Source organism: Promicromonospora sp. NPDC050249 (genome assembly GCF_040656015.1).
Taxonomy (GTDB): Bacteria; Actinomycetota; Actinomycetes; order Actinomycetales; family Cellulomonadaceae; genus Promicromonospora.
Map to the genome: position 1 here is coordinate 70,767 of NZ_JBFAKY010000026.1, position 15,640 is coordinate 86,406.

Genomic DNA, 15,640 nt, shown 5'->3' on the forward strand with positions numbered 1-15,640 from the left:
AGGACGGCGTCTTTCGCGTGCCCGCGCACTCGTTGAGTGCGCGCGCCGGTCAGGTCAGCGGCGGGAGCGAGCGATGGTCAGGACCGCACGCTCCACGGCGTACACCGGGTCCCTGGACTCGCCCTTGACGTCCGCGTCCGCCTGCGCGACGGCGGAGATCGCCGCCGCCAGACCCTCCGGCGTCCAGCTCCGCAGGTCCTTGCGGGCACGGTCCACCTGCCAGGGCGCCATGCCGATGTCGCGGGCGGAGAACCCGCCGCCGCGCATCGAAGCGACCTTCGCGAGGTTGCGCAGCCGCAGCGCCAGGGCAGCGACGATGGGCACGGGGTCCAGCCCCGTGTCGAGCGCGTGCCGCAACAGTGCGACGGCACCTCCGGCGTCACCGGCCACCGCGGCGTCGGCGACGCGGAAGCCCGTCGCCTCGACGCGCCCGCCGTAGTACTTGTCCACGGTGGCCGCCGTGATGGTGCCGGTCGTGTCGGCGATCAGCTGCGAGCAGGCCGACGCCAGCTCGCGCAGGTCGCTGCCGAGAGCATCCACCAGGGCACGCACCGCCTCGGCGTCGGCCCGGCGGCGAGCGGCCTTGAACTCCCCCGCCACGAACGACGCCTTCTCGCCGTCCTTGGTCACCGGCTCGCACACCATGACCGGCGCACCCGACTTCGTGATGGTGTCGAGCATCTTCTTGCCGCGCTGCCCTCCACCGTGCACGACCACGAGGACGGTCTCCTCGTCCGGCGAGCCGACGTACGAGATGAGGTCGGCCATCAGGTCCTCGGTGCCGGACTCGGCCGACCGGACCACGACGATCTTGGCCTCGCCGAACAGGGAAGGGCTCGCGGCGACCACCAGCTGGCCCGGGCCGTACGTGGTGCCCTCCAGCTCGACCTTCTCGATCTCGGGGTCACGCGCACGCGCCAGCCCGACGACGCCGTCCACCGCGCGTTCGGCCAGGAGCGGCTCGGCCCCACGCACGAGCACTACCGGGGCGAGCGTCGGCTCGTCCCAGCTACGGCCGGTGACAGGTGTGGCGGTACGGCGCTTGGTCGCTGGAGGCACTGACACAGCCTGCCACGCACCACCGACAATCACTCCCAGAGGAGGTCGGCCACCGCCATGCGTCCGCCGTCGGTCCAGGCGTTGGCGACCACGCACGCGCCCGCCACCGCGCAGTCGGCGAGGCCGCCGCCGACCAGCTCGATCTCGCGCCTGACCGCCAGCCGGGCGAGCACCGAGCCCGTGCGGTCGGCGACCACCCGCTTGCCGTCGTCGTACAGGCAGTTGTCGCCGTCGACACCGCCGTCCGGCGTGGTGGCGCACTGCACCAGCCGGACCGCGGCGCCCTGCGCGTAGCCCTCGCCCGTCACCGTGACCCGGCCCTTGTCGGCGCCGAGCTCCTGCTCCGAGAGGACGAGCGTCGGCGCGTCGGGCGGCTCCGAGCCGTCGGGCAGCGGGGCAGGAGCGGCCGCGAGCACCACGTCGGACAGGTCGGCGACGGCCAGGGCGCACGGGTCCCCCGTGCAGTCCACCTCGGACACCGAGCCGACGTTGACGAACGCCCGGGCAGGCCGCGTCGCCGAGAACCGGCCCTCGGCGTCTGCCACCACCTGCTCGCTGGTCGACATGTCGCACTCGTCGAGCGCCTTCGCACCCGCCGTCGTGCCGCCGGTGCACTGGACCAGGTACTGGTTGCCGCCCGTGAAACCCGTGCCGCGCACCACCCAGGCGCCGTCGGCGGCGCGGACGGTGATGGCCGGATCGTCGCCAGGAGCCTCCGGGCCGCCCGACCCCGTCGGGTCCGTTCCCGGGGTGCTCGTCGCACCGGGGTCCTCCGCCGGCACGGACGGGCCGGAGCTCGGCGGAGCCGCTGTGCAGGCGGCCAGCGCGAGCACGAGGGCAGTGACCGGGGCCAGCAGCCGGGCGCGCATCACGGGTAACCCAGGAAGACGTCGACACTGAGGGCGATCCGCCAGGTCCAGGCATCGCGGTCCAGCATCCAGCTCACTCCCTCGTCCCACACGTGGTACTCCTGCTCGAGGTAGCAGGCGACGGCGTTGGTCTGGTTCAGCTCGCCCAGGTCGGTGCGGTACTGGCGGGCGTCGTTCGTGCCAGGGCTGCTCGCGCCCACGCGCCACCGCATGATCCCCGCGCACTCCTTGCCGGCCTTGGACACGTACATCACGTGGGTGCCGTACCGCTCGGGCGAATGCCCTCTCTCGCACGCGCTGCTGACCGCGTTGGAGTGGATGGGCAGGTGCAGGTCGGCGCCCACCCGGTTGGAGTTGGCGATGTTCGTCCTGGTCAGACCGTTGCCGCGCACCACCTTGTAACCACGCTCCAGCAGGTTCATGTGCTCCGGGTCGTACTGGGTCGCCGCGGACACGGCCACCTTGTACGAGTTGCCGTTCTCGCTGAACCCGTGACAGCCCGTGTTGGTGCGGCAGATGGTGTCGCCCCGGTCATGACACGCCTGGGACAGGTAGACCACCTTGCCGTTCCAGGTCTCCGGGACGTAGGTGACGTCTGCCGACGCCGTCGGGGCGACCGCGAGCAGCCAGCCGGCCACGAGCACCAGGGCAGTGAGGCAGGACGCGAACCTGCGAGGTGTCGCACGCATGGTCGCCCCCTCAGCCCAGGTCGATCGGCAGGTCGGTCGAGGCGCACATGTCGCCGCCCGTCGCGTACGCGAAGGCGAGGCAGTCCCCGGCGAGCGTGAACTTCACCGAGTCGATGGTGCCGTTGCTGTGCGCGGTGAACAGGAGCGCCTGCCAGACGTCACCCGGGTACACCCCGGCGTCGGACAGCGCCTGCTCGAAACCGGCCGCCACGTCCACCGTCGCCTCGCCCTTGTCGACCCGGACCGTGGTGGGTGCCAGGCCTGCGTCGGGCAGGTAGGACGCGAGGACCTCGTCGACAGCCTGTGCGAGAGTGGCTTTCGCCGACCCCTTCCCGACCGACCGAGCGGTGGCCTGGACGTCTCCGTCCGGCTCGCAGCCCAGGTAGGGAGTGGTGGCGCCGTCGGCGGAGCGGGGGCCCTCGGGAGTCTCCGGGCACGGTTCGCCCGGTGACGACGGGTCGCCCGCAACCGCCTCGGCGTCCAGCTTCGCGCGGTCCGCGCCGGACCTGGTGTCCATCCCGGCCACGACGACCGTCCAGCCGTCCAGCACCTCCGCCGACTGCTCGAGCCAGGCGTCCGCAGCCGCGGGATCGGCGGCGACGTCCACCCGGACCGTCTGGTCGGCTTCCGAGACGTCGGTGACCACGGACTCCGCCAGGAGCTCCTCACGCAGCTCGAGCTGCGCGGCGGCCTGGTCCCGCCCCGCGGCGCTGAACGCCATCGCCGGTACGAGCAGAGCCGCCGTCACGGCGACCGCGATGGTCCGGCGATACCGCCGGACGGTCAGCTTGAGATCAGCCACGAAGCCCCCCTTCGTAGGTGCTGACGAAACTCTCCGTCCTCACCCACGTTAGAGCGGCCCACAGGATCCGCAACGTTTCGCCAAGTGTGGCGAGCCTGCGGCAGTACATCAGCGTGACCTGGTACAAGAGGTGCGACACGTCGGACGGCGACCGCCCCGGAGAGCGTGGCTCAGCAGCCCGCCAGCGACACCTCCTGACCGCGGACCACGAGGGCCACGGTGCCGCACTCGTCGGTCCGGACGACGACGGCGCCGACGCCCGCGTACAGATCGAGCGCCTCGTCGGTCGGATGGCCGTAGTCGTTGTCCCGGCCTGACGAGACCAGCGCCACCGCCGGGCGCAGGCGTTCCGCCAGGGCCCGGGACTGCACCGCCGAGCCGTGATGGGCCACCTTGACGACGTCGGTCTGCCCGGCCAGCGGCACCAGCTCCGCCTGACCCGCGTCCTCCAGGTCACCGAGCGCGAGCACGTCGAGCCCGCCGGTCCGGGCCGCGAGCACGATGCTCGAGTCGTTCGCGCCCTCGCCCGCACCCGCCTGCAGCACCTGCCAGGTCAGGTATCCCGCCGTCCCCCGGTCCCCCGTCCGCGCGACGCCGACCGGCACACCCGCGGCCGCCAGCGCCGCCCCGGTCGCCGCTGCGTTCGCGGCGGGCTCCGGCACCGGGGACACGAGCGCCGCCGCCACCTCCCGCCCCGCCAGCACCGGCCCGAGGCCGCCCACGTGGTCCGCGTGGAAGTGGCTCAGCACGAGCAGGTCCACCCTGGCCACGCCGAGCTCGTCGAGGCAGCGGCCCGCCGCTGGCCCCTCAGGCCCCACGTCGACCACCACCGCCGACGTCGGCCCCGTGCGCAGCGCCAGCGCGTCCCCCTGCCCGACGTCGCACGCCGCCACCAGCCAGTCCCGCGGGATGCCTGATCGGACGGCGAGGCGCGGCACCGCCACCACGACGACGAGCGCCGCCACCGAGCCGACCGCGAGGAGCGTCACGACGCGCGCCCGCGTGGCCCGCCGTCGCCGCATGGTGAGCGCCTCGCGCAGGCTCGACCGGGCCGCCGTACGCCAGGACTCGGGCCAGCCCGGGCGCGGGGCACGCCGCAGCACCACCCACAGCACGACGCCGGTGAGCGTCGCCAGCAGGAGGGCTCCCGGTGGCCCGCCCCACCATGGGACGACGGCGCCGGGGAGCGCGGCGCACCAGTGCGCGACCGCCGCGATCCACCACGTGGCGCCGCTCGCGGCCCAGGCCACGAGGCCTGCGAGCGTCGGCAGGCCCGGCGCGAAGACCGTCGCGACGAGCCCGAGCACCGTCGCGGGCACCAGCGCCGGGGCCGCCAGCAGGTTCGCGAGGACCGACACGGTAGACACCGACGGGTCGAGCAGCACCAGCACCGGGCCGCATGCCGCCTGTGCGGCGAGCGGGACCGCCAGGGCAAAGGCGGCCGCGTCCCCCGTCCAGGGCGCGAGCCGGGCGGCCAGCGGCGCCGCGAGCAGCACCAGGCCGCCGGTCGCCGCCGCGGACAGCGCGAACCCGAACGAGCGGGCCAGCCACGGGTCCACCACCAGCAGCCCCACGACCGACGCCGCGAGCGCCGGTACCGACTGTGACGGCCGCCCGATGGCGACTCCGGCCAGGGCGAAGGCCGCCATGACCGCCGCGCGGAGCACGGCGGGCTCGGGTCGGACGAGCGCCACGAAGGCGAGGGAGGCGAGCGCGACGAGGGCCACCCTGGCCGGCCTCGGCAGCCGGGCCAGCGAGCAGAGCAGGGTCAGGACGGCGACGACGACCGCGAAGTGGCCGCCGGAAACGGCGGTGATGTGAGCCAGGCCGGTGCTCCGCATCTCCTCGGCGAGGTCGTCCGGGAGGCGGGTGGTGTCGCCGATGGCAGCGCCAGGGACCAGCCCGCGGCCTTGTGCGGACAGCGGGTCCGTCACGTCGAGGAGTGCCGTGCGGTGGGTGTCGAGCACTCGCAGCCCCGCGGGTGGGGCTCGGATCTCGCTCGCGCTGTCGGCGGTCAGGCGGGCGGCCTCCGCAGCGCCGGGGTCGGCGGGCCGCAGCGCGCCCGAGAGTGTCACGGTCGCCCCGTACCGGGGCGCGGAGCTCGACAGCACCTGGACGTGCGCCCGGGCCGCCGAGCCGACGCCGCGCGCTTCCATCCCGCGGGCCGCCAGAACCCAGCGGTACTGCCCCGCCCCGGGCGCGAACGACCCCGGGGCGAACGAGAACGGCTCCGGCTGGGAGACGACCCGGCCGGTGAGCGTCGCGGTCACCCGCTGTCCCGCGAGGTCGGCGAGCGGTGCGCGACCCGCGAGCTGGACGTGCGCGGAGACCGTGACCGCCAGGGCGCAGGCTGCGGCGAGGGCAGCGTGCGCGACAGCGGGCCGGCCGGCCTTTCGGGTCCGGGCCGCCGTGAGCAGCAGGTGGAGGCAGGTGGCCGCGACGAGCGCAGCGGCCACCCACACCGCCGGGCCGGTCCAGCCCGCCCCTGGCCCGGTCAGCAGCCAGGCCGCGACCCATACCGCCAGGCCCGCCGGCGCCATCCGCAGGTCGGTCATGGCCCTACCCGTGCGCTGTCGCGGATCTCGGCCAGCGTTGCCGGGCCGATGCCAGGCACGTCCTCCAGCTCGTCCACGCTTGCGAACTGCCCGTTGGCCGCACGCCACTCGACGATCGCCTGGGCGATGGACGGACCGATACCGGGGAGCGTCTCCAGGGCTGCCGCGTCCGCGGTGTTGATGTCGACGGTGGCGTCCGTGGATCCGCCGCTCGCGCCCGGTCCGCCGGTGCCCGGTGCCGGCCCACCGGCTCCGGGCTCCGGGGCCCCGGGCACCTGCTCCCCCGGCTGGGGCACGTACAGCTGCTCGCCGTCGACGACCGTGCGTGCCAGGTTCACGGCGGTCAGGTCGGCCTTGCGGGTGGTGCCACCGGCCGCCTCCAGCGCATCGGCCACACGAGCACCGTCAGGCACCGTCACGAGGCCTGGATCGGCCACCTCTCCGACGACATGCACGAGCAGGCCGCCTTCCGGCGCGTCGGCGGAGCCCGGTGCCGGGGCGGCCGGCAACGGACCGCTCGGTTCGGGCGGCACGGGGGAACCGGACGAGCCTGCCGGCTCCCCGGCATCCGCCAGCTGTGTCAGCGGCTCGACGCCGTCGCCGCGGAGAGACAGCGCCCCCACACCCACGGCGAGCAGGAGCACGGCCACCAGGGCGACCACCGCCGTCGTGCCCTTCAGTGCCCACCTGCGGGCGCCCTGCTCGGGCCGAGGGTCTGTCGGGTGGCCGTGCGCGGCCGCGTAGGCCGCGGCCACCCCGGAGGCTGACCGCCTGGAACGCAGCCGGGCCACCAGCTCGTCGGCGTCGTTTCGCGCCGCATCCGTTCGAGCATCGTCCGTTCGAGCCTCATCCGTTCGAGCCTCGGTTCGCGCCTCGTCCGTCCGAGCCTCGTACGGACTGCCTTGCCCGGGGACCGGACGGCTGCCGGGCCCGCGCACCGGGCTGAACGGCCACGGGTCGGGAAGTCGCTGTTGCGCGGTCTCTGGCTGCATGGATCAAGACGCTAGGCGCGCGTCGCCGCCCTCCGATGAGCTCCGTGGCCCACCTGTGCACAGACACGGAAGGACGCGACCTGTGGTCGGGCTCGCAGCCGCACCGGGCCGTCGCGAGGGTCTGCGCGCGTGACCGACAAGATTCACGAGCTCCGCCCGATGAGTTCTTCCAGGCACCGTCGTCTGACCTGCTAGAGAGCGCGAGAAGCGCCACCGAGCGAGGAGCGAACACGATGACGGACAAGAAGACCTTCACTCTCGAGGTGCCGAGCGGCGTCCTCACCTACGACGTGCGCGAGGCCGCGACGCCGTCCGACGAGCCGCCGCTGGTGCTGATCGGTCTCCCGATGGGAGCGGAAGGGTTTGTCACGCTCGCGGGCCACTTCACGGACCGGACCGTCGTCACGTACGACCCCCGTGGCGTCGAGCGCAGCACCCGGGACCTCGAGACCGAGACCGAGCTGCCCGGCGTCGCGACCCATGCCGAGGACGTCCACCGCGTCATCGAGGCGGTCGGCGGCGGACCGGTCGACCTGTTCGCGTCCAGCGGCGGCGCGGTGGTGGCGCTCGAGCTCGCGGCGGCTCATCCGGAGGACGTGCGCACGGTCGTCGCGCACGAGCCGCCCCTGGCCACCGCGCTCCCCGACCGGGAGGCGATGACCGCCGCCATGACGGACATCCACGACACCTACCACGCGAAGGGCTCCGGCGCCGCCATGGCGAAGTTCATCACCGTGCTCATGGCAGAGGGCGAGCTCACCGCGGACTACGCGAAGCAGCCAGACCCCGACCCCGCCGCGTTCGGCCTGCCGACCGAGGACGACGGCTCCCGCGACGACCTGATGTTCGGCGTGAACATGCGGATGCTGCCGCCCTACGAGCCACGGTACGAGGCGCTCAGGTCCGGCACGCCCCGCGTCCTGATCGCCGTCGGCGCGGACACCGGCGAGCAGATGACCGGCCGAGCCGCCCGCGGGGCGGCCGAGCTGCTCGGCTCCGAACCGGTCGTCTTCCCGGGCGGGCACGGCGGGTTCAGCGGCGGCGAGTACGGCCAGCCGGCCGACAAGCCCGTGGAGTTCGCGGCGAAGCTGCGCGAGGTGCTGGCCGGCTGAGCACCGGCCACGCCGACTTCCCGACCGTCAGTGCGCGTGGTTGCCCAGGTCGGCGACGACCACCGCGAGCGTGCCCGGGCCGACGTGGACCCCCAGCACCGCGCTCAGCGGTGTGACCTCGACGTCTACCCGGGTGCGCGTGTGCAGGCGGCCCGCGAGGGCGAGCGCCCGGTCGTGCGCGCCGAAGTGGTGCACGGCGACGACCGGTCGCGTTGCCTCGGCGACAAAGCCCGCGGCCTGCTCCAGGAGGCGCTCGGCACCGACCGCTCGGGTCCGCACCCGCTGGGAGAGCTCCACGGCGCCGTCCGACAGCTTCAGGATCGGTTTGACCCCGAGGACCGTGCCGAGCGCCGCCGCCGGGCCGGACAGCCGGCCGCCACGACGCAGGTGCTCCAAGGTGTCGACGACGAACAGGGCGTGCGCGGTCCCTGCGACCTCGATGGCCCGGGCGGCCACGTGGGCGGCGTCGGCCCCGGCGGCGGCGCACTCCGCGGCGGCCCGGGCGGCGAAGCCGAGGCCTGCCGCGCCGGTGCGGGAGTCGACGGCGCGCACCTGCAGGGGCGACCGCGCAGCGGCCGTACCCGCGGAGCCGACCGTGCCGGACAGCGCCCCGGACAGGTGCACCGACACGATGGACCGCGCGCCCTCGTCACCGAGGCTGCGGTAGACGGCCGCGAAGGCCTCCGGAGGCGGCTGGGACGTGGTCATCAGAGCGCCGCCGGCGACCAGCTCCGCCAGCCGCTCCGGCGTGACGTCCTCACCCTCCGCGTAGACGTCGTCGCCCACGAGGACGCGCAGGGGCACCACGACCGGGCCGCCCGACAGACCGGTGGGCAGGCAGGCGGTCGAGTCGGTGACGACCCGCACCTCCTGAGGTGCGGGGCGGGATGTACGACGTCGGGTGCGCATGACCGCGCCACTCTATCCGCGCGAGGATCCGGACGACGAAACCGCCTGTTCTCCCCGCGCGCGGCGCGCCGGCCCGACCTAGCATCCGAGACATGTCCGATGCATCGAAGCCCGACCTCGCCGCACTGCGGGAGGCTGCCGCAGCAGCCCAGAAGGCCCTCGAAGATGCGGAACGCGCCGCCGAGCCGGCCCCGGCCCGGCCCACCGCCGCTGAGCCGACCGTTGCCCGGTCCGCCGGTCCCGCCGTCGAGGGCTACGCGGCCGAGGTAGCCGCGGGCTACGCGGCGGAGGCCACGCTGCCGCTGGGCGCCCTGCTCGAGGGTGAGCCAGGTGGGGAGGCCACCCCGAACCCGCAGGTCCAGGTCGGTTTCGCGCTCTCGATGCTGAACCGGCACGGCCTCGTCGCCGGCGCGACGGGCACCGGCAAGACCAAGACCCTGCAGGGCATGGCCGAGGGGCTCTCCCTGGCCGGCGTGCCCGTCTTCCTCGCGGACGTCAAGGGCGACCTGTCCGGGCTCGCCCTCCCCGGCCCCGACAACCCGAAGGTCGCGGAGCGCGCCGCGAGCATCGGGCAGGACTGGACGCCCACCCAGTACCCGGTCGAGTTCTACTCGCTGGGCGGGATCGGCAAGGGAGTCCCGATCCGCACGACGGTCACGGACTTCGGGCCGCTGCTGATGTCGAAGGTGCTGGGCCTCAACGAGACGCAGGAGTCGAGTCTCACGCTGATCTTCCACTGGGCGGACAAAAAGGGTCTCGCGCTGCTGGACCTCAAGGACCTGCAGTCGGTGATCGCCCACCTGACCTCGGACGAGGGCAAGGGCGAGCTCCAGGGAATCGGCGGCGTCTCGGCGGCCACGGCGGGTGTCATCCTGCGCGAGATCGTGGGCCTGGAGGGCCAGGGCGCCGACGTCTTCTTCGGGGAGCCCGCCTTCTCGACGTCGGACCTGATCGCCACCAGGGGCGACCTCGGCGTGCTGAGCGTGCTGGAGCTGCCTGCTGTGCAGGACCGTCCGCAGCTGTTCTCGACCTTCCTGATGTGGTTGCTCGCGGACCTCTTCCAGGAGCTGCCCGAGGTCGGCGACGTCGACAAGCCGAAGCTGGTGTTCTTCTTCGACGAGGCGCACCTGCTGTTCGCGGACGCCTCGAAGGACTTCCTGCAGCAGGTCGTCCAGACGGTCCGGCTGATCCGGTCCAAGGGCGTCGGCGTCTTCTTCGTGACGCAGTCGCCGAAGGACGTGCCGGCCGACGTCCTCGCCCAGCTCGGCAACCGGGTGCAGCACGCGCTGCGTGCCTTCACGCCCGACGACGCCACCGCGCTCCGGGCCGCCGCGCGCACCTTTCCCACGTCGCCGTACGACCTGGAGCGTCTGCTGCAGGAGCTCGGCACCGGCGAGGCTGTGGTCACCGTGCTGACCGAGAAGGGTGCACCCTCGCCGGTCGCGTGGACCCGGGTGCGGGCACCGCAGGCCTCGATGGATCCGGCGGGCGACGCGGTGATCGACCGGGTGGTGGCCGCTTCACCCGGCCAGGCGAAGTACGGGACGGCGGTCGACGCCGAGTCGGCGTTCGAGCTGCTCCAGGCGAAGGCCCAGGAGCAGGCGGCGGGGCGCGCCGCCGCCGACGGCGAGGCCTCGGCTGCCGAGGACGAGCGCGAGATCGCCAAGGAACGGGCGCGGATCGAGAAGGAAGTCGCCACCCGCGAGAGGGCGGAGGCGCGGCACAAGGAGACGGCTGCACGCGAGCGGAACCGGGTGGTCGGATCGCTCGCGAGGACGGCGGGCACGGTCATCGTCCGAGAGCTCACCCGCTCCCTCTTCGGCACCCGCCGCCGCTGAACCCTTGACGCACGACAGCCCCCGACGGTGCGGGGGCTGAAGGCGGAGCGCTCAGGATCTCGCCCTCGTGCGCTCTTCTGCTGTGGCCGGGCGCCGGGCACTGTCCACGAGGGACGGCGCCCGGCGCTTGTCGGGCCTGATCCGTGGGTCAGGCCGGGACTATGTTGACCAGCTTCGGGGCGCGGACGATCACCTTGCGGACGCCGCGGCCGTCCAGGAACTTCACCACGTTCGGCTCGCTGAGCGCCGCCGCCTCCAGGTCCTCCGCGGAGATGTCCGGCGCTACCTCGAACCGCGCGCGCACCTTGCCCTGCACCTGGACCACGCAGGTCACGGTGTCCTGGACAAGGTACTGCGCCTCGGCCGTCGGGAACGGCGTGTGCGCCAGCGACTCCTCGTGCCCGAGCCGCGACCACAGCTCCTCCGCGATGTGCGGCGCGATGGGCGCCGTCATCAGGACCAGCGGCTCCACCGCGGCGCGCGGCACCGCCGACAGCCCCGTCAGGTGGTTGTTCAGCGTGATGAGCTTGGCGATCGCCGTGTTGGGCCGCATGTGCTCCATCTCGACACGGACGTCGGCGATGGCACGGTGCACGGCACGCAGGGTCGCGGTGTCGGGCTCGTCGTCGGTCACCGTGAGCTCGCCGGTCTCCTCGGAGACGACGTTGCGCCAGAGCCGCTGCAGGAACCGCTGCGAACCGACGACGGCGCGGGTGTCCCACGGGCGCGACAGGTCGAGCGGGCCCATCGACATCTCGTAGACGCGGAACGTGTCGGCGCCGTACTGCTCGTACATGTCGTCGGGCGTCACGACGTTCTTGAGCGACTTGCCCATCTTGCCGTACTCGCGGTTGACGGGCTGGCCCTGCCAGGTGAAGCCGGCCTGCTCGTCACCCTCGACCTCCTCGGCGGGCACGTACTGGCCGCGCGAGTCAGTGTAGGCGTACGCCTGGATGTAGCCCTGGTTGAACAGCTTGCCGAACGGCTCGATGCTCGTCACGTGGCCCAGGTCGAACAGGACCTTGTGCCAGAACCGCGCGTACAGCAGGTGCAGCACCGCGTGCTCGACGCCGCCCACGTACAGGTCGACGCCGCCCGCGGGCCCGGACGTCGGGTTGTGCTGCGGCCCGAGCCAGTACTTCTCGAGCTCGGGGAGCGCGGCGGCCGTGGTCTCGGTGGGGTCGAGGTAGCGCAGGTAGTACCAGCACGACCCGGCCCAGTTGGGCATGGTGTTGGTGTCGCGGCGGTACTTCTTGGGCCCGTCGCCCAGGTCGAGCGTGACGTACACCCAGTCGTCGTTGCGGCCCAGGGGCGCCTCCGGCTCGGAGTTGGCGTCCTCCGGGTCGAAGGTGCGCGGCGCGTAGTCCGGTACGTCGGGCAGGTTCACCGGGAGCAGCTCGTCGGGGATCGCCACCGGACGGTCGTTCTCGTCCCAGACCACGGGGAACGGCTCGCCCCAGTAGCGCTGGCGGCTGAACAGCCAGTCGTTGAGGCGGTAGGTCGTGGTGCCCTCGCCGATGTTCTTGCTCTCCAGCCAGGCGATGATCTTCGCCTTGGCCTCGGCGACACCGAGCCCGTCCAGCGAGATCTCGTCGTTCGAGGAGCGGACGGCGACTCCGTCACCCGCGTACGCGCCGACATGGTCCGCGGGCAGCCCGCCCTCGGGCTCGACCGTGTGGATGACCGGCAGGTCATAGGCCTCGGCGAAGGCGTAGTCGCGCTCGTCGCCGCCAGGCACGGCCATGATGGCGCCCGTGCCGTAGCCCATGAGCACGTAGTCCGCGGTGAACACCGGGACCTGCAGGCCGCTGGTCGGGTTGACGGCCAGGTGTCCGGTGAACACGCCCGTCTTCTTGCCCGCGTCGGCCTGCCGCTCGACGGCGGTCTTCGCGGACGCCTCGCGGCGGTAGGCGGCGACGGCCGCGACCGGGGTGTCGTACCCACCGGTCCAGCTGCTGCGCGTGCCGTCGGGCCAGGCCGAGGGCACCTCGTCGAGCAGCGGGTGCTCCGGGGCGACCACCATGAAGGTGGCGCCGAACAGGGTGTCGGGGCGGGTGGTGAAGACCTCGAGCGTCCCGGCGGCGCCGGCCGGGTCGCCCTCGGCGGTCCCGACGACGTCGAACCGCACGTTGGCGCCGATGGACCGGCCGATCCAGTTGCGCTGCATCGACTTGACCTTGTCCGGCCAGTCGATCAGCTCCAGGTCGTCCGCCAGGCGGTCCGCGTACGCGGTGATGCGCATCTTCCACTGGCGCAGGTTGCGCTGGAAGACGGGGAAGTTGCCGCGCTCGGACCTGCCGTCCGCGGTGACCTCCTCGTTGGCCAGCACCGTGCCGAGGCCCGGGCACCAGTTCACCGGGGAGGAGTCGACGTAGGCGAGGCGCTGCGTGTCGATGACGTCGCGCTGCTCCTCCGCGCTGAGCGTCGACCAGACGGCCCCGCCGGTGTTGTCGCCGTCGTGCCCGGGGACGGGACGCGTGCCGGCGGCCAGCTCGTCGCGCAGCTCGGAGATGCGTCGGGCCCGCCCGCGGCCGGTGCCGGAACCCGTCGAGGGGCCGGGACGCTCGGCCTCGGCGTCGTACCAGGAGTCGAAGATCTGCAGGAAGATCCACTGCGTCCAGCGGACGTACTCGGGGTCGATCGTCGCGAAGGTGCGGCGCGAGTCGTGGCCCAGCCCGAGGCGGCGCAGCTGGCGCCGCATGTTGATGATGTTGGCCTCGGTGGTCACGCGCGGGTGCTGTCCGGTCTGGACCGCGTACTGCTCGGCGGGCAGGCCGAACGCGTCGTAGCCGAGCGCGTGCAGCACGTTGTCGCCGCACATGCGGCGGAAGCGCCCGGTCACGTCCGTTGCGATGTAGCCCAGCGGGTGGCCGACGTGCAGCCCAGCACCCGAGGGGTACGGGAACATGTCCATGATGAAGTACGGGTCACCCTCGGCCGGGCTCCCGCCCGGCCCCGTAAGTCGCCCCTGCGGGTTCGCCGCGTGGAAGGTTCCGCGCTCCTCCCAGACGTCCTGCCAGCGCAGCTCGATCTGCTGCGCGAGGGTCGGGGTGTAGCGGAAACGGGGCTCGTCCGAAGACGTGGTGCGCTCGGGTGCGTCGGGCATGGTCACCCGCCCGAGTCTACCGACCGACAGGGTCCCCGGCCCTCGCTCGTCCACAGGGTGAAGGTTCATCCGACATTCGCTCGCACCTCCCCCGAAGTTCCCTCGTCGAGTGCTCGAATTGCCCGCATGATGCCCTCGTTGCGAAAGATCCTCGCCACCAGCATCGCCGCCACCGTCGTGTGGACGGCCTCGACCGCCGCCGCCGTGCCGTTGCCCGCGGACGACGCCGACTCCGCGCTCGCCTCCGCCACCGGCTCGGCCGGGAACCGCCCGGCCGACCATGTCGTCCTCCTCGCCCTCGACGGGTTCGACGTCGAATACCTCGACCTGGTCCGTGACGGTTCCGCTGGGCCTGATGCCGCTGCTCTGCGGGGCTCGCAAGCTCACTCGTCAGCCGCGGAGATGCCGAACCTCCGACAGCTCCTGCGCCGGGGCAGCGTCACCACCTCGACCGGCGTGATGACCTCGATCACCAACCCGTCGTGGTCGTCGGTGGCGACCGGCGCCTGGCCGGAGACCCACCGCAACACCGCCTACTGGTTCGACCCGGCCACCGGCACGGCCAGGGGCCAGCAGCGCGACCTCGCTGTGCCGACCGTCGCCCAGTCGATCCGCGAGCAGGGCGGCACCGTGTTCTCCGCGCAGTGGTTCATCCTGCAGAACTACGGCGTCACCTACGGCGACCCGGACGGTCTCTACACCCAGCCGGGCGGCGACTGCGCCCGCCGTACCGACGACGCCGTCGCCGTGCTCCGCGGCGAGCCCGTCAGCTCGGGTGGGCAGATGGTGACCACCAATGGCATCCCCGAACTGATGGCCGTCTACTGCGACACCCTCGACGCGATAGGGCACGAGGGTGGCGACGCCGACCCACGCATCCCCGGCGCTCTCACCGAGATCGACCGGCAGCTCGGACGCATCGTGCAGGCCACGAAGGACGCAGGGACGTACGGCCGCACCGCGTTCGTCATCACCGGCGACCACGGCATGACCACGTTCGACAAGGGCTTCGGCGCCCAGGCGCTGGCCGCGATCGAGGCGGCGGGCTTCGCTCCGCAGATCCTGACCAGCGGCCAGTCGCCGGCCCCGGGCACCGACGTCGCGATTGTCGTCGGCGGCGTCGCGGACGTCCGGATCATCGGCGAGCGCGCGGGTGATCCTGCCTCCGTCCGACAGCTGCAGGCGGCGCTGGAGGCGCTGCCACAGGTGCGGAACGTCTTCGACAAGCCTGACCAGCGCCGTATGCACATGAGCCCGAACTACGGCGACCTCATCGTCGAGCCGGAGCCGGGCTGGTCGTTCGGGGCTACCCCGGCCGGGCCCGCCGGTCGGCACGGCGCCACCACGGAGCTGCGCGTCCCGCTGGTGCTGGCGGGCGCAGGCGTCCGACCGGGCGTGCACCCCTGGCGTCCGCGCCACATCGACATCGCGCCGACGATCTCGGCACTGCTGGGCTACGCGCCGCCGTCGGGCAGCGAGGGCAGGACGCTGCGCGAGTCGCTGCGCCGCTGAGGGCCGCCTGCGACGCAAGGTAGCGGGGCCCTGTGCGAGCGGCCCGCGTCGCGGAGCGACAGTACGAATGCCGGGTGTGTTGCTGTGCGTAGACATTGTCTACCGTGCGCCGGTCTTCGGCGGCGCCCTCGCCGGTGGTCGTGATCGTCCATGCGCCGTCCGCGCGGTCGAGGCGCGTGACCTCGACGCAGTGCTCG

Annotated in this window: 11 protein-coding genes; 3 read left to right on the forward strand and 8 right to left on the reverse strand. The window is 73.1% G+C overall.

The features are described from left to right. Positions 1–54: 54 nt before the first annotated feature. The 6 genes from holA to AB0I32_RS20230 form a co-directional block, all read right to left on the reverse strand. Complete coding sequence (gene holA, locus AB0I32_RS20205) at positions 55–1,059, reverse strand: DNA polymerase III subunit delta (RefSeq protein ID WP_357509240.1); 1,005 nt, start codon at positions 1,057–1,059, stop codon at positions 55–57. Between the two features lie 29 nt (positions 1,060–1,088). Then, positions 1,089–1,928 (reverse strand): neocarzinostatin apoprotein domain-containing protein, encoded by an 840-nt coding sequence (locus AB0I32_RS20210; RefSeq protein WP_357509242.1) that lies wholly within the window; start codon positions 1,926–1,928, stop codon positions 1,089–1,091. After that, the gene (locus AB0I32_RS20215; RefSeq protein ID WP_357509244.1) at positions 1,928–2,617 is read right to left on the reverse strand and encodes a hypothetical protein; all 690 of its coding nucleotides are present in this window, start codon (positions 2,615–2,617) and stop codon (positions 1,928–1,930) included. Before AB0I32_RS20215 ends, AB0I32_RS20210 begins: the two co-directional genes overlap by 1 nt. Before the next feature lie 10 nt (positions 2,618–2,627). Continuing rightward, entirely contained in the window at positions 2,628–3,419 is a 792-nt protein-coding gene (locus tag AB0I32_RS20220) for a hypothetical protein (protein ID WP_357509246.1), read from the reverse strand. 170 nt (positions 3,420–3,589) lie between these two features. Next, positions 3,590–5,974 (reverse strand): ComEC/Rec2 family competence protein, encoded by a 2,385-nt coding sequence (locus tag AB0I32_RS20225; RefSeq protein WP_357509248.1) that lies wholly within the window; start codon positions 5,972–5,974, stop codon positions 3,590–3,592. Further along, the gene (locus tag AB0I32_RS20230; RefSeq protein ID WP_357509250.1) at positions 5,971–6,729 is read right to left on the reverse strand and encodes a helix-hairpin-helix domain-containing protein; all 759 of its coding nucleotides are present in this window, start codon (positions 6,727–6,729) and stop codon (positions 5,971–5,973) included. The genes AB0I32_RS20225 and AB0I32_RS20230 overlap by 4 nt, the downstream gene beginning before the upstream one ends. Before the next feature lie 470 nt (positions 6,730–7,199). Here AB0I32_RS20230 and AB0I32_RS20235 point away from each other — a divergent pair, with 470 nt between their 5' ends. Continuing rightward, positions 7,200–8,078 (forward strand): alpha/beta hydrolase, encoded by an 879-nt coding sequence (locus AB0I32_RS20235; protein ID WP_357509252.1) that lies wholly within the window; start codon positions 7,200–7,202, stop codon positions 8,076–8,078. A 27-nt stretch (positions 8,079–8,105) separates the two neighbouring features. On the opposite strand, the gene AB0I32_RS20240 is transcribed toward AB0I32_RS20235, so the two are convergent. After that, a complete protein-coding gene (locus AB0I32_RS20240) occupies positions 8,106–8,987 on the reverse strand; it encodes a DegV family protein (protein WP_357509254.1) in 882 nt (293 codons plus the stop codon). A 92-nt stretch (positions 8,988–9,079) separates the two neighbouring features. Between AB0I32_RS20240 and AB0I32_RS20245 the strand changes: the two genes are divergently transcribed. Further along, the gene (locus tag AB0I32_RS20245) at positions 9,080–10,825 is read left to right on the forward strand and encodes a helicase HerA-like domain-containing protein (RefSeq protein ID WP_357509256.1); all 1,746 of its coding nucleotides are present in this window, start codon (positions 9,080–9,082) and stop codon (positions 10,823–10,825) included. A 148-nt stretch (positions 10,826–10,973) separates the two neighbouring features. On the opposite strand, the gene leuS is transcribed toward AB0I32_RS20245, so the two are convergent. Further along, positions 10,974–13,931, reverse strand: a complete 2,958-nt coding sequence (leuS, locus tag AB0I32_RS20250) for a leucine--tRNA ligase (RefSeq protein ID WP_357509266.1) — start codon at positions 13,929–13,931, stop codon at positions 10,974–10,976. Positions 13,932–14,057: 126 nt separating this feature from the next. Here leuS and AB0I32_RS20255 point away from each other — a divergent pair, with 126 nt between their 5' ends. Beyond that, a complete protein-coding gene (locus tag AB0I32_RS20255; protein WP_357509258.1) occupies positions 14,058–15,443 on the forward strand; it encodes an alkaline phosphatase family protein in 1,386 nt (461 codons plus the stop codon). Positions 15,444–15,640 lie beyond the last annotated feature (197 nt).